Origin of the sequence: Pseudovibrio ascidiaceicola (genome assembly GCF_900114245.1) — a bacterium.
GTDB lineage: Bacteria > Pseudomonadota > Alphaproteobacteria > Rhizobiales > Stappiaceae > Pseudovibrio > Pseudovibrio ascidiaceicola.
The window spans coordinates 320,075-333,945 of sequence record NZ_FOSK01000003.1 but is presented as its reverse complement, the minus strand read 5'-3'; the positions used below and the strand labels follow the sequence as shown (position 1 = coordinate 333,945).

Below are 13,871 nucleotides of genomic sequence, written 5' to 3'. Positions count from 1 at the left end.
GTTGGGTATGGCTTCGTTGTTCTTTGCGCTCTACCTTTTTGGGGAGTTTGATGGGCTGCCTTGAGGAGAAAAATGCGGATGCGTTTGCGCCTGGTGCTTGGGGATCAGTTGAGTTTGTCTCTTTCCAGCCTGCGCGATGCCAAGCCGGGTGAGGATGTGATCTTGCTGGCGGAGGTGCGTGAGGAAGCGACTTATGTTCGTCATCACAAGAAGAAGATTGCGTTTCTGTTTTCGGCGATGCGCCACTTTGCTGAGGCGTTGAGGTCTCTGGGGCATCGCGTTGTTTACGTGAACTACGATAGCGCTGAGAATACGGGCAGCCTGTTTGGGGAAGTCCTTCGATTGATGGAGGCTGAAACTGTTTCTGAACTCATTGTAACGAAGCCTGGTGAATACCGCCTGCTGGATGAGATGGAGAGCTGGCAGGAGCGACTAGGTATGCCGGTTGAGCTGCGTGAGGATGACCGCTTTCTCTGTTCCTCTGAAGGCTTTCAAGAGTGGGCATCCGGGCGCAAGAGCTTACGGTTGGAGTACTTTTATCGAGAGATGCGACGTGATCATGCCATCTTGATGGAGAGTGACAAACCGCTGGGTGGACAGTGGAATTATGATCATGACAATCGCAAGAAGGCGCCAAAGGAGTTGGATGTGCCAGCTCCTTTTTCTGTTGAGCCAGACAGGGTTACAGAGGAGGTGCTGGCACTTGTTACGGACCAATTTCCCGAACACTTTGGTGATTTACAGCCGTTTTCTCTTGCAGTTACGCGTGAGGATGCACTTAAGACATTGGACCAGTTTGTTGCTGAGCGTCTTGGCAAGTTTGGGGACTATCAAGATGCGATGGTTCAGGGCGAACCCTGGATGTTTCACAGTCACATCAGCTTCTACCTCAACTGCGGCTTGTTGCTTCCGCTCGAATGTGTTCGGGCAGCGGAACGAGCGTATTTTGATGGAACTGCTCCGCTGAATTCTGTTGAGGGCTTTATCCGGCAGATTGTGGGCTGGCGGGAGTTCATTCGGGGGATCTATTGGCTCTCTATGCCTGACTATGCAGGACTGAATTATTTTGAGGCCTCTCGAAATCTGCCTGAGTTCTACTGGACTGGAGAGACACAGATGAATTGTCTGCACCAGTGTATTGTTGAGACAAAAGCAAATGCCTATGCGCATCACATTCAGCGGCTGATGGTGATCGGGAATTTCTCGTTGCTTGCCGGGCTTGCCCCCAAACAAGTGAGTGAGTGGTATCTCGCAGTTTATGCAGATGCTTACGAGTGGGCTGAGTTGCCCAATGTGAATGGAATGATCCTGTTTGCGGATGGTGGGCTGTTTGCTTCAAAGCCATACGCAGCCAGTGGAGCTTACATCAACAGAATGTCGAATTACTGTGAGCACTGCTCTTATTCTCACGCTACGAAGACAGGTGAGAAAGCCTGCCCCTTCAACTACCTTTATTGGAACTTTCTGCATCAGAATGAAGAGAAGCTCCGAGGCAATCCCAGAGTCTCGATGATCTACCGCAGCTGGGACAAGATGAGCGACAGCAAGAAAAACGAGATCAGAAGTGATAGCCGTCGTTTTCTTGCTCAATTGGATGGGACGCAAGCGTGATCTGAAAGTTTCCTCGCTGCGTAAGATCAATCAGAGAGGCGTTATGGCAGAACATGAGAAGCTTGTTTGGATCATTGGAGCGAGTTCCGGCATCGGAGCAAGCCTTGCCCTTTTGTATGCGCGTTCTGGATCTCAGGTAATTATCAGTGCGCGGAATGAGAAGAAGCTTCAAGCTGTTGCTCAGGATGCCAGCAATGTTGAAGTGATGCCGCTTGATGTGACTGATCGAGTGCAAGTTGCTGAGGCGTTGGAACGTTTTCAGCAGACCGGCAAACTGCCTGACCTCACGGTGTACTGCTCAGGCGTCTACTTTCCCGGTGGCATTGATGTGCTGAGTGAAGAGCACTCTGTGGCTTCCATGGATACGAATTATTTTGGTGCTGTGCGTGTGATTGCGGGGCTCTTTCCGTTGCTTAAACAGCAGGGGAATGGGCACATCGCAATTGTCAGCTCATTAAGTGGGTATTGCGGCCTTCCCAACGCTGCCTGTTATGGGCCAACCAAGGCCGCACTGATCAACCTTTGTGAGAGTCTGAAGCCTGACTTTGACAAGGCTGGGATTGACCTGTCGCTTGTAAATCCGGGCTTTGTAAAGACACCTATGACTGACAAGAACACCTTTGAGATGCCGTTTCTTCTGGAACCAGAGCAGGCTGCCAAGGATATCTATCATGGGCTTGAGAAGCGTAAGTTTGAGATTTACTTCCCATTCCGTCTTGCCGCTATCATGAAGATCCTGCGCTTGTTGCCATACGCTCTCTACTTTCCGGTTACGAGAAGGATGAGTAAACGATGACTGAGAGAGCTGATCTGAGGGCTACAGCAAAGAAATATGCGCTTTTCTTTGAAGAGGTTACGCCGGAACGTATCGAAGACGTTCATGAACTCATCAGTGATGATGTGCACTTCATTGATCCCTTTAATGATGTGAAAGGGCGCGCCAACTTCGAAAAGGTCTTTCACAAAATGTATGAGGATGTTCAGGAGCCTAGGTTCAATATTCTTGATCTGGCCTGGTCTGGTGATCTGTGTTTCATGCGTTGGGATTTTACCTGCAAGCAAAAACTGCTTGGCAACTGGGGCGTGCGAGGGTTGACAGAGGTGCATTTTGACAAGGATGCCAAAGTTTGTGCGCACTATGATTACTGGGATGCTTCACGCCATTTCTATCGCAAGCTGCCGGTTGTTGGTGCGATGATCAGGTGGATTGCATCGCGTGCTGCGATCTAAAGGAATGGTTGGGCCTGTATGGCCCAACTTCATCTTCTTCAACCTGGTTTCTTAATCTGAAACAAACCAACATTGATGGTTCCCTCAGCAAAGCCAGCTTCACAATATGCCAGATAATAATGCCACATCCGCTTGAAGCGGTTGTCGTAGCCGAGCTTAGCAATTTCTGGCCAACTCTGGAAGAATGACTCTCTCCAACGGACGAGTGTTTTCTCGTAGTCAGCGCCGAAGAACTCGCGCGTCACGAGTTGCAGTTTTTGTTGTTCAATTTGTCTTGCAAGTTCCTTAGCTGAAGGCAGTAAGCCTCCTGGGAAGATGTAGCGCTGAATGAAATCAACGTTCTTGCGGTAACAATGGAACTTTTCGTCCGAGATGAGAATTGCCTGAATGACAGCGGTACCACCCGGCTTTAAACGGGACTTCAGCTTTTCAAAATAACCGGCCCAGTTCTCTTCACCTACTGCTTCGATCATCTCGATTGAGACAATGGCGTCGTACTGGCCTTCCGTTTCGCGGTAGTCGCGCAGTTCGAAGGATGCACTTCCCTCAGTTTCTTTGGATTGAAGGCGGGATTGGGCAAATCTGAGCTGTTCTTGTGAGAGCGTGATGCCGTGTACATCACGACCGGCGGTGCATGCATGTTCAGCAAAACCGCCCCAGCCACAGCCAATTTCCAAAATCTGTTGGTCTGGCTGTGTGTCGGTCATTTGCAAGACACGGTCGTACTTTCTGCGCTGTGCTTCTTCGAGTGTTTCGTGCTGTTTAAGCTTGTAGGCCGATGAGTACGTCATGGTTTCATCGAGCCACTGGCTGTAAAAATCATTGCCAAGATCGTAATGGAACGCGATGTTGCGTTTGCTGCCGTTCAAGGTGTTTGCATTTGCCAAGTGACGCAGGCGTGCGAATGCGCGTGAAAGGAAGCCGCGCTTGGTGACTGACTGCATTATCTGTTTGTTGGCCACCAGCAAATCGAACAGGGACCTCAGGTCGCTGCATTGCCAGTCTTCTTCCAGATATCCTTCGGCCAGTGCCAGTGAGTTACCGGAAAGAAGCCTCCATAAAAGGCGAGTGTTTAAAATCTTTACGGTTACGACCGGGCCTTTCCCGGACGGGTTGCCATAGGAAAGCATTTGATCATTGGGAAGGATGATCCACAAATGACCTTCTGAGAGACGGTGGAGCACACGGTCTAGCAATGTCTTCCAGAGTTTTGAGGAGAGGTTAAGCTCCGTCATTTTTGCGTGGGTTAATGGGCTGAGGGAGGAGTGATCTCTGAGTGTCATGGTTGTCTCCCTGAGTGAATTTTTGTCTTTTTGAGTGCTGGAGCTTGCTTGTGCATACCCGTTACGATGGATGCAGGCGGTGATGGTCGCTTGTAAAAGCGGGCACCTTTGATCCAGAGCTTTAGAGCTTCAAAATGAATGAGACCGAGGATTTTTGCCGAATTCTGGAAGTATTGAAGGCCAATCTTCAGGAGGCGCGTGGTTGTTGCTGCCTTTTGTTTTCCCTGAAAACTAGCGGTTAATACAGGCGTACTGTCCTGTGTCAGCCGTATGATGAGTGACACATGATCTGTTGGAGGACGCGCAACAAAATGATAGTGGCCGGAGACTTCCAGAAACGGTGACACATGGAAGTTTTTTGGGCATGAGTGGCGGTAGGCCTGTTCAATGCCTTGATGTTCAGATGGCGCTATTTCAACGGCGTAATGGTGCATGTCACCAAAGGTGTTTCGAACCTGATAAAGAATGGCTTCCAATCTGCTCTTCGAATAGCAGTAAAACACACTGATTGGATTGAAAGCTCTTCCTAAAAATCTGGGGTAGGCGAGGAGCCGTATTTGCTCCGGAATGGTGGTTATCTGCGCTTGTTTCAACACAGCTTCTACATAGTCGCGCAGGGATGAATGACCATCTTCCATGTGATCTGATGGATGGAAGCTGAATAGGTTGAACCGGCCAACGGACAGCAGGCGTGACATCTGGTTCACATCCTGCAATCGGTCGATGTCGATTGAGAAGGAAACAGCCTTATAACTGAGTTTGTGTTTGATCTGATCATGACGGCAGTGCACGACATCTCCCAGGTAGATCCTGAGCGGTGCATTTGTGGATTTCTGCTGTCGTCTTGTCAGGATCATTCCGCAGCCTCCTGATAGCTTCCGTAGGGCCAGTCTTCAGGCAGGCTGATACGTCCGTTCGGATTTTCGCATGTCCATGGTCGCTGAACGTCACCAAGTGCTTCGGCCACGGCCAGACCAGATTGCAGTCCGTCCTCATGGAAGCCATAACCCAGGTAAGCCCCGCAGAACCAAGTCCGTCTTTCTCCCTGAATTTGCCAAAGTTGCCTTTGAGCGGACAATGCAGTTTGGTCAAAAACGGGGTGAGAATATTGGAAGGTTCGCAATACGGAACCTTCAGCAGGCTGATGGCTTGGGTTGAGGGTGACAAACACATCCTCAGAGGTGTTCAGTCTTTGAAGGGCATTCATCCAATATGTCACGCACAGAGCATTATTTCCCATCTGATTGCCGATGAAGTTCCAGGCGGACCAGGTTGTTTTGCGTTTCGGCATGAGGGAAATGTCGCGATGCAGGATGGCGATGTTTCGCTGATACCGGATTGATCCGAGGATCTGGCGTTCAGCCCGAGAGGCGTTGCCTTCCGCATTGAGCAGTGCAAGTGCCTGATCTGAGTGACAGGCAAACACGACATGGTCGTAGGAGGTTGCGTGACCGTTTCTCGCGTAGACTGTGATTGATCCGGGTTTGCGCTGAATATCTGAAATGCCAGCATTCAAAATAATTTTGCCGGAAATCTCTGAGGCGAGTTTTTGAACGTAGTTGCGCGACCCGCCTGAAACGGTGCGCCATTGTGGTCTGTCACGCACTTGTAAGAGGCCATGATTGCTGCAAAAGCCGATGAATGCACGGAATGGAAACTGCAAAAGCTGCTGTGGGGGCATGGACCAGATGGCTGCTCCCATAGGAAGCAGATGTTCATTGATGAAAGTGGCTGAGTAGTTGTTTTGGCTGAGATAGCTTCCCAGTGATATAGATTGGAGTTTTGAATCCTCAGCATCTTGAGGTGCTTCCTTATAGAAGCGGAGTGTCTGAGAAATCATGCGCAGGAAGCTGGGGCGGAAGAGGTTAGATTTCTGGGCGAACAGTCCTTTTAAACCTGAGCCAGAATACTCGCGCGATCCTTGTTCCAGAGAAACTGCGAAGGACATCTCGGTTGGGTCTGTCTGAACATCCAAATGATTGAAGAGTGCAGTCAGATTGGGATAGGTTTTCTCATTGTAGACGATGAAGCCGGTATCGACGGCTACGTCTTCGCCGGCAATTTTCACACTCTGTGTATTGGCATGCCCGCCAAGACGATCATCCTTTTCATAGATATCTACATCGTGGCTTTTTGAGAGAAGCCAAGTTGCGGAAAGGCCGGCAATTCCACTCCCAATGACTGCGATTTTCATAGCTCACATCCAATCTAAAGTTTCTCTTTTTAGGAGCGTTGATTGGAAATGGATCACCTTAGGCAGGAAAAAGTGATCCAATTGACAAGCTGTTTGGTAAAAAGACTATGTGAGACAACCCGGCGGTTTGTAGAGCGATGGTTACGATGCAGCTTCAAAACAATGATGGTGAGAGCGAAAATATCCTGACCTCTGCAGATTTGAGCGCTTTGCTCCAGTCGCTTGGACGGGAGCGGTCTCGTGAGATCTTTCGCCAGCTCTTTGAGTTCTTCGCTCCTCGTCTTAAGACCTACTTTTTGAAAGGTGGGGCAACCTCGGAACTTTCTGAGGAGTTGGTGCAGGAAACATTTGTGATTGTGTGGCGAAAGGCTGAGATGTTTGACAGTCGTAAGGCTTCAGCTTCGACATGGATTTATACGATCGCTCGTAACCTTCGGATTGATCGTTTTCGTAAAGAGCGGCGATATCTTTACAAAGATGATCAGTTTTTTGCCAATGAACTGGTTGGAGAAGAGACACAGCTTGATGACCACTACCAATCACAGCTTAGCGAGCGGGTGAAGAAGGCGCTTCCCCTGTTGCCAGCAGAGCAATCGACCATCATCAAGCTCGCGTTTTATGAAGATGCCAGTCACTCAAAAATTGCTCAGTATTTAGAGCTGCCGCTTGGGACCGTCAAATCCCGGATGAGACTTGCGCTTGCGCGTTTACGGAAACTTTTGGAAGGGGTGGACCTATGATCAACCATCACCTTAGCGATGAAATCGTATGGGCTTATGCGACAGGGTCTTTGCCTGCAGGACATGCCTTGCTCGTCTCCTGTCATCTGGAGCTTTGCCAAGGATGCAAGGCCCGCTTAGCTGAAGCTGAAGTCCTTGCAGGCGCGATGCTTCAAACGAGTGAACAGCAAAAACCTTCTGATGATATGTTCGATCTTTTGATGGCCCGAGTTGAAAATGAACCAACCCTATCTGCGGGCGCATATCTGGCCGAGCCCAAGCCCGAGAAGGGCGTGCCATCGGCGCTTTGGGATGTGCTGGGGCACGGCTATAACGGTATCAAATGGAAGATGGTTGGCCCGGGAATCAGACAGTTCATCTTGCCGATCAAGTCAAGCGAAGGCGAGAGTGCTCGCTTGTTGAAACTGTCTCCGGGTTTCGTCACACCTGAGCATTCACACCACGGATCAGAAATGACGTTGGTGTTGCAAGGGTCCTTTAGCGATGAAACCGGACGCTATAAGATTGGCGATGTTCAGGAAGCAGACGAGCATGTACATCATCAGCCAATCGCAGATACAGAAGAAGATTGCATCTGCCTTGCTGTGACTGACGCACCGTTGGACTTCAAAGGCTTCTTTCCCAAACTTCTGCAGCCACTCTTCGGGATATGATGTGATGTTGTGGCTGTAGTTGTTCTGAGCTGCTTTTGGGTGAGTTGACCTGAGAAATTTTCATAAGAAAGAATAGGCATAGCGTTGTGTTTTGTCTGCGCATATGGTGTGGGGCCTGTTGCATGGAGCGCCGATGTTGTACCTCAGGTTTGTCCTCGCTGTTGTTGCTTTGTCTCCTGCTTTATTGCTTTTGAGTTGCTCCAGCGACAAGGTGGAAGAGATGCAAGCGCCGTTGAATGATGTTTCTCGCTGGGGCGTCCAACTGCAGGATATTGAGATCAAAAAAATTCATAGATCAGATCTTGATCTTGTGGTGATTGATTACTCCAAGGACGGCACTGCGCAGGGTCGGTTTTCCAGTTATGAAATTGCAAAGGCCAAAGAAAAACCGGATGGTTCGAGACGTCGTGTGCTTGCTTATCTCAGCATAGGTGAAGCAGAGGATTATCGGGATTACTGGAAAGATACCTGGCAGGAGAGCCCTCCCGAATGGCTTGGTGATGAAAACCCCAATTGGCCCGGTAATTACACCGTCAAATTCTGGCAACCAGAATGGCAAGGCCTCATCATGGCCTATCTCAAGCACATCATTTCCGCCGGATATGATGGTGTATATCTGGACGGTGTTGATGTTTTCCAGCGGTATGATGAGCGTGATCTAGCGCAGGCCAGAATGGCGAAGTTTGTTGGCAAAGTTTCCAGGCTGGCGAAAGCGCAAGAGCCCGGGTTTATTATCGTTGCTCAGAATGGGGAAGAGTTGCTGAGGTTTCCAGAGTATCGCGATGAGATTGACGGGATCAGCAAGGAAGATTTGCTTTATGGGGCCTATAAAGATGGAGCCCGTAATAGCCCTCAACTGATTGATTGGAGTTGGGGCTTTTTAGCTGAAGCGCGCAGGGATGGCTTGTCTGTCTTCGTAATCGAGTACCTGGAGGATGGAGACAAGCGCAGGCGCGCGCGCGAAGAACTTGATGAGTTGGGTGTGATCTCTCTCTTTACCCGCAGGCCTTTGGATACGTTGGTCGCCTTTTAACGAAGAGCTTCGTACCAGGTGTTGGGTCTCAAGGAGAGCCGTGCCTGAAAGAAGATGTGCTGGTCCAGCTTTCTGAAGGCATTTTGCAATGTCGCCACAGCGAGGAAACTTGCGGTCAGGCAGGCGACAAAGTAGCCGAAGCCAAGATATTCCCGAGGAAGAAACAAGGTTGTGTAGGTACAGCTGGCGTTGAGCAATAAAAATGCGAGCTGCAGCAGCATATTCTCCATGTTTTTATTGATGAAAATGAGTGTTGTTGACGCTGCGAAAAACAGGAATTGAAAGAGCACACTGATTGCCGCAATTCGGATAATCGCAGCTTGTCGGTATTCAAAATTCAGATATTCGACCACCATTGGCGAGAACAAGACTAGCAGTGCACACAGCGCTAGCTGGATTAGAGTGATGCGTCCCAATGTATAGATCGCTTCTGTTTTCAGGTTTTCTGATTTCTCGCGGATCTCGACGAGGGTGCCATGTCCCGTGATTGTTTGGATGTAGGATCTGAAGTTTCGAAAGAAGTTGGTTTCGGCTTCAATCAGAAACAGCGCCAATGGCGGGATTAAAAGAAGCTGGGCTATGAATATTGAGCTGTCATAGGCGGGGGCATGCCGCAGGCCGCTGGGCAGAAGCTGGCCCTCTGCACTTTGCCAGATGATGACCTTGTCGACCCATAGGGCACTGATGTTGAATATTGCGGCCAGTGCGAGGGGCCAGTAACGCTTCATGGCCCCTGCAACGTATGTCAGCGTTGCTTTGAAAGCATAGTGCGATGTGGGGAAGGTGAAGAGGACTTCGATTGAAAGCCAGAGAAAGCACAGCAGGAAACCCAGACTGAAGGCGCTCAACAAATGAAACTCGCTGGGATTATGTACTGTGCTGTAAATGATGAGCCCGGTTGTCAGAAGTAAACCAGTTGCAAAAGAGAGGCTGACGCTTCTGTAGCTTTGCAAGCTTGAACTAAAGCCAAGGGCAATCCAGAGCAGGCTGGCGATCACACAGGAAATGATGATGCATATCACGTCATGAAGGGGGACATTCAGGAGCATTATCAGGATTGGTGCACTGACAATTGCAGTCACCAACGCGCAGACATAGAGCGCGCCTAAATAGATTTGCGGAATAAGATGGAATTTTCTGAAATATATGGAGTCTGAGGCCATCCTTATGGCGATGATCAAGACGGGTGCGCTTGTGAGAAGCGATAGGCCGAGGATGTAAATCAGTTTTGTTCTGAAGCCGGTGAGCAGCGGCAAACCTAGTTTCTGTTCAGTGAGAAGTGAGATGAACAAGACACAAAGGATGAACATGAGCCAAGGGCCTGCGATGACCATGCTTGCGTGGAAGACAGCCCGTACATGAGACGACAGATCGCCTTTGTGAGTTAGACGTTGCAGCTCAAAGCCGATGCCTGCCATTCAAAGTCTCCGGTTCCGTGATATGATCTTAAGTTTTATGCAAGCAAGCGCTTTGCTTTTGGGTGCTGTGTTTCGAAGTTTCGCTCATACAAGTCTCTGTAGGATTTGAGTGCTTGCTGCTCGTTGTAATCACGTTCTATGCGTTGCCGCAGCTGGGCTCCGTATTGCTGGCGAAGCTCATCGTCTCGGAGTAGTTTGGCCATGGCTTGTGCTGTTGCGGATGGGGACACGAGCTCTGTGATGATGCCGCCGGATCCGAGTGGGTGGGGATCATCTGCTCGCCCCTCCAGAACCTCTCTGCATGAGCCAACATCTGTTGCGACACAGGGAATTCCAGCGGCTCCTGCCTCTAGAAGGACGAGGGGTTGGGCTTCGCTCAAACTGGTGAGTGCGACGAGGTCGATGGAAGGTAGGTACTCGGCGACGTTGACCGGACCTGTGAATGTGATTGTTTCTTCTAGGTTCAGCTGCGTTGTAAGCTTCTGACATTCCTCGAAGTAGGTGGGCTCTTCGTCTGTTGGGCCCAAGATGAGTGCAGTCACATCAGGTAGTTCATTTCTCAACAAGCCAACCGCATGAATGAAGCTTTTAACGTCTTTAATTGCGACCACGCGCCCAATGAGCGCTACGGTTGGTTGGTGGTTGTTGTAGCCCGCTTGTATGGCCTTGAATTTGTTGAGGTTGATCCCGTTGGGGATGACTTGCACTTTGCTTTGGCAAGCTCCCTGAGACAGCTGCATCAGCTGGTTGTCTTTGTATAGTGTGGTGATGTCTGAACAGCTGTTGTAGCAACATCTTGCAAATGCTTCGAAGGCCGAGATCCAGAGATCACGCAGGTCGAGGCGAGGGTCATCCAGCGAAAACCCTTTATTGATGCTGTCTTCGATCCAGTCGGCAAGCAGGATCTCAATGCGGCGTTCGTTGGTGTAGATGCCGTGCTCGGTGATGATTGCCGGTGCATGTGTGCTTAAAGCTGCTCTTGCTGCAAAGAGGCCTGCGTATCCCGTTGAAATGGTGTGGTAGACCTTGGCTTGAGGCATGGGGGCTTTGAGGATTGCGAACAAGCCGCCGAATAGTGTGTACCAAGCCCAGAAGAAGTGATGGAATGAGGTCTCTGGCAGGATCTCCTCGTACATCTGGCAGATGACGTTCCATGTGAGATCTGAGTTTGTCAGCTGGTTTATGGACCAGGGGTGCTTTGTGGAGTTTACGAGACGATCAAGATTATACAAGCGGGCTTTGCTGCCGTTTTTCAGGAAGGCGCGAAGCTCTCTTGAGATGCCTTGTGTGCTGGATGAACTGTAATCTGGTGCGGGTGCTGGATCATGGATATCGAAGAGAGCAAGTTCCTGATAGTGCTTCACATTTGGGGGTAATTTGTATTTGGGTGTACCGTTTTGTGAGCTGGAGAGAACCGCAACAACAGAGAAGGTGAGATCTGGCAGGCCTGAGACAAGCCAATTGATCCAGGAGGATACGCCTCCCGCAACATAAGGGTAGCAGCCCTCAACGATTATGCAGACGTCTGTTGTTGACGAAGAACGCATACTACTCACTCTCTCAGTTGACCAAGGCCTTTTCGTGCGCGGGCAGAACTGCTCTTCGTTCAAGCCTTGTTTTTATTCGCTGGTTCATTGCACAGGCTTCCAGATCTTTGACGCGCGTTAACTGCTTCAGGCAAAGCTGTGCTTCTTTGAGAGCTTCTTTTTGAATGAGCCGGTCTGCACGCAAGAGGGTTAGAGCTTTCTCAGCTTCGGGGCGTACATCCGTTTTCAGGAACTTGCGCAGCGTGGATGTCACTTGCTCTCGCTGGGATATGTCGATGAGTTGAGAGAGAGCTGCAGCCTGTAAACGTGTGATTGCGTCACGTCGTTGCTCTGTTGATGCTTCAGCAGGGAGTGTGACGATCTCTGAGATATCGTTTTGAAAGCGTTGCTTGAGTTTGGTGTAAACAGCGGCTGCCTGAACGCGGATCTCTGGCTTGTCGTTTTTGAGTGCGGCCTGAAGGAACTCCAGCAACTCGGGCTTGTATTTGAGCGTAATTATGGAAAGAGCTCTTTTGATATCCTGAGTGTTTCCTGACGCAAAGATCTTCTGGAATGGCTTTGGTGAGCCATTTGTCATGTCCAGCGACCGGTTGCTTATGATCTTGCTGAAAACGTCGGCTTGTCTGGTTGGCGCATCCTCAAGCACAAGAGTTGTGTGCCATCTGGCAAGCTTGGCGGTTTGTCTTCTGCCATCCAATTGCATCAGGACAGAAGCTAGCAATCCTCCAAAGGGGCCAAACAATGCGAAGAGAAAGATGCCATAATCAAAAAGCGCAAATCCGATGCTGTGTATGTTTCTCATGAGCAGAAGGCAGAGCATTACCGACAGGCAATGAAACGCAACAGCAGGCCCGATTACCTCGGACTTTTGGCTGATCTGCGAGACGAACCAAGCCTCGATAATCGTTGCGGTTACGACGACAACCGGCAGCACGATTATTGAGAGGCTGAAAGGTTGCTTGGTGGTTGGTGTATCGAGCAACGTATCCTGAACCATACTAGATCACCGAGTTGTCGAACCTGTTGCTCGTTTGGGGAGCGTTGATTGAATAGAAGGCGACGAGGTTATCTGGTGCTGGTGTTATGTTGTGGTGAAGGAGGTTATTTGAGAGTGCGCTGCTGATGGCTTCTAACAGGACAGTGGAGTCTTCTTCGAGGAGGTGTGCTTCCAGTTGATGGAAGATGATTGCTCCTTGTGGTGTCCTGGTGTCCGTCTGTGTGCTGTTTGAGCTTGGAGTTCCAAATAGAAACATCAGACTCCCTTTGGGTGTGTGAGACCTGATCAGTCTTTTATCATTGGCCGAAGAGGTTGGTTTAGCGGTGTCCGGATGGTGGATCAGCCATGCTTGTTCTTGCTGCTCACGCGAAGGTTTCAGCTCAGATAATGTCGTGATGTTAGAATGAATAAGACCGAGGCGCTCATTTGAGTACTTGAAGAGGCTGTATCTGGTCGTGCCGATCAAGTTGGCGAGAATGTTGTCCAGCTGTTTGGTGTTGCTTTGAATATCCAGAGTGCTCAGCTCGTCAATTGCCCTGCACACGCTCACCGGGCTTGTGGTTTCCATCGAAGCAATACGACTTTGCAGGTTTTCGGCTTCAAGCGTGAGTGTGGTGCAGTAATCAGAGATTGTGTCTCGTTGTCCCAGGGCATGGGCCAACTGGCTTTGGAGCCTTTGATTTTTGCGAAGCAGCGATGTCCTGAACTCCCCGAAGATAATAGCTGTCAGAAGCCAGAGGGTTGGTTCCAAACCTGTATTTGTGAAGTACTGAAAGAAGCCTTGCCCGCCCATAGTTTGTGGTGGGATGTACCAAAGAGTGACTGCAAGTGCTGTCAGAACTGCAAGAATTCCGGAACGGGTTCCGAGAATGGAGCTGGCAATAAGTATCGGGATCCATACAGGGCTCGGTGAGAGGCTCCAGAGTGAGAGTTCGGCATGCAGCGTGGACAGTACCGGGAAGGGGAGGAACAGCAGGAAGACTTCCAAGACGTGGTATCGCTTCTCGGGTGCACGTTTTGTTTTCTTCTTTTTATGATGTCCAGTGTTACTTGAAAAATACTGATCCGAATACATCACGAATAAATAGTCCTATTGTCAAAAATATCAGTATAGATTGTGTTTAAAATCTTTGTTTATGGCCGGGAATATTTACTTGCTGTTTTA

13 protein-coding genes are annotated in these 13,871 nt (G+C 49.7%); 6 read left to right on the top strand and 7 right to left on the bottom strand.

Annotated elements, in window-relative coordinates:
* The first annotated feature begins 78 nt into the window (after positions 1 to 78).
* Genes BM231_RS08150 through BM231_RS08140 form a run of 3 tightly spaced genes read left to right on the top strand, consistent with a single transcriptional unit; the run spans position 79 to position 2,841 of the window.
* Positions 79 to 1,611 carry a cryptochrome/photolyase family protein gene (locus BM231_RS08150; protein WP_093518532.1) on the top strand — a complete coding sequence of 511 codons (1,533 nt, stop codon included), beginning with the start codon at positions 79 to 81 and terminating at the stop codon, positions 1,609 to 1,611.
* Entirely contained in the window at positions 1,565 to 2,407 is an 843-nt protein-coding gene (locus BM231_RS08145; protein WP_208860187.1) for an SDR family NAD(P)-dependent oxidoreductase, read from the top strand. Before BM231_RS08150 ends, BM231_RS08145 begins: the two co-directional genes overlap by 47 nt.
* On the top strand, positions 2,404 to 2,841 hold the full coding sequence (locus tag BM231_RS08140) for a nuclear transport factor 2 family protein (protein ID WP_093518372.1): 438 nt from the start codon (positions 2,404 to 2,406) through the stop codon (positions 2,839 to 2,841). The genes BM231_RS08145 and BM231_RS08140 overlap by 4 nt, the downstream gene beginning before the upstream one ends.
* Positions 2,842 to 2,879: 38 nt before the next feature.
* Here the strand turns inward: BM231_RS08140 and BM231_RS08135 are convergent, their stop codons facing one another.
* From BM231_RS08135 to BM231_RS08125, 3 genes are read right to left on the bottom strand one after another with little or no spacing between them, the layout of a single operon-like run.
* Positions 2,880 to 4,124: an SAM-dependent methyltransferase gene (locus tag BM231_RS08135; protein WP_093518370.1), complete on the bottom strand. Its 1,245-nt coding sequence runs from the start codon at positions 4,122 to 4,124 to the stop codon at positions 2,880 to 2,882.
* Positions 4,121 to 4,981 carry a DUF1365 domain-containing protein gene (locus BM231_RS08130; RefSeq protein WP_093518368.1) on the bottom strand — a complete coding sequence of 287 codons (861 nt, stop codon included), beginning with the start codon at positions 4,979 to 4,981 and terminating at the stop codon, positions 4,121 to 4,123. The genes BM231_RS08135 and BM231_RS08130 overlap by 4 nt, the downstream gene beginning before the upstream one ends.
* Positions 4,978 to 6,318, bottom strand: a complete 1,341-nt coding sequence (locus BM231_RS08125) for an NAD(P)/FAD-dependent oxidoreductase (protein ID WP_093518366.1) — start codon at positions 6,316 to 6,318, stop codon at positions 4,978 to 4,980. Before BM231_RS08125 ends, BM231_RS08130 begins: the two co-directional genes overlap by 4 nt.
* A 146-nt stretch (positions 6,319 to 6,464) precedes the next feature.
* Between BM231_RS08125 and BM231_RS08120 the strand changes: the two genes are divergently transcribed.
* The 3 genes from BM231_RS08120 (at position 6,465) to BM231_RS08110 (ending at position 8,744) form a co-directional block, all read left to right on the top strand.
* Positions 6,465 to 7,058: a sigma-70 family RNA polymerase sigma factor gene (locus BM231_RS08120; RefSeq protein ID WP_093518528.1), complete on the top strand. Its 594-nt coding sequence runs from the start codon at positions 6,465 to 6,467 to the stop codon at positions 7,056 to 7,058.
* Complete coding sequence (locus tag BM231_RS08115) at positions 7,055 to 7,711, top strand: ChrR family anti-sigma-E factor (protein ID WP_093518364.1); 657 nt, start codon at positions 7,055 to 7,057, stop codon at positions 7,709 to 7,711. The genes BM231_RS08120 and BM231_RS08115 overlap by 4 nt, the downstream gene beginning before the upstream one ends.
* A gap of 133 nt (positions 7,712 to 7,844) precedes the next feature.
* Entirely contained in the window at positions 7,845 to 8,744 is a 900-nt protein-coding gene (locus tag BM231_RS08110) for an MJ1477/TM1410 family putative glycoside hydrolase (protein ID WP_208860186.1), read from the top strand.
* On the opposite strand, the gene pelG is transcribed toward BM231_RS08110, so the two are convergent.
* The 4 genes from pelG to BM231_RS08090 are packed head-to-tail and all read right to left on the bottom strand — an operon-like array spanning position 8,741 to position 13,694.
* On the bottom strand, positions 8,741 to 10,162 hold the full coding sequence (gene pelG / locus BM231_RS08105) for an exopolysaccharide Pel transporter PelG (protein WP_093518360.1): 1,422 nt from the start codon (positions 10,160 to 10,162) through the stop codon (positions 8,741 to 8,743). The two genes, BM231_RS08110 and pelG, sit on opposite strands and share 4 nt — an antisense overlap.
* Before the next feature lie 35 nt (positions 10,163 to 10,197).
* Complete coding sequence (pelF, locus tag BM231_RS08100) at positions 10,198 to 11,709, bottom strand: GT4 family glycosyltransferase PelF (protein WP_093518358.1); 1,512 nt, start codon at positions 11,707 to 11,709, stop codon at positions 10,198 to 10,200.
* A 13-nt stretch (positions 11,710 to 11,722) separates the two neighbouring features.
* Positions 11,723 to 12,706: a hypothetical protein gene (locus tag BM231_RS08095; RefSeq protein WP_093518356.1), complete on the bottom strand. Its 984-nt coding sequence runs from the start codon at positions 12,704 to 12,706 to the stop codon at positions 11,723 to 11,725.
* A gap of 1 nt (position 12,707) precedes the next feature.
* Positions 12,708 to 13,694, bottom strand: a complete 987-nt coding sequence (locus tag BM231_RS08090; protein WP_208860185.1) for a hypothetical protein — start codon at positions 13,692 to 13,694, stop codon at positions 12,708 to 12,710.
* Between the last annotated feature and the right edge of the window lie 177 nt (positions 13,695 to 13,871).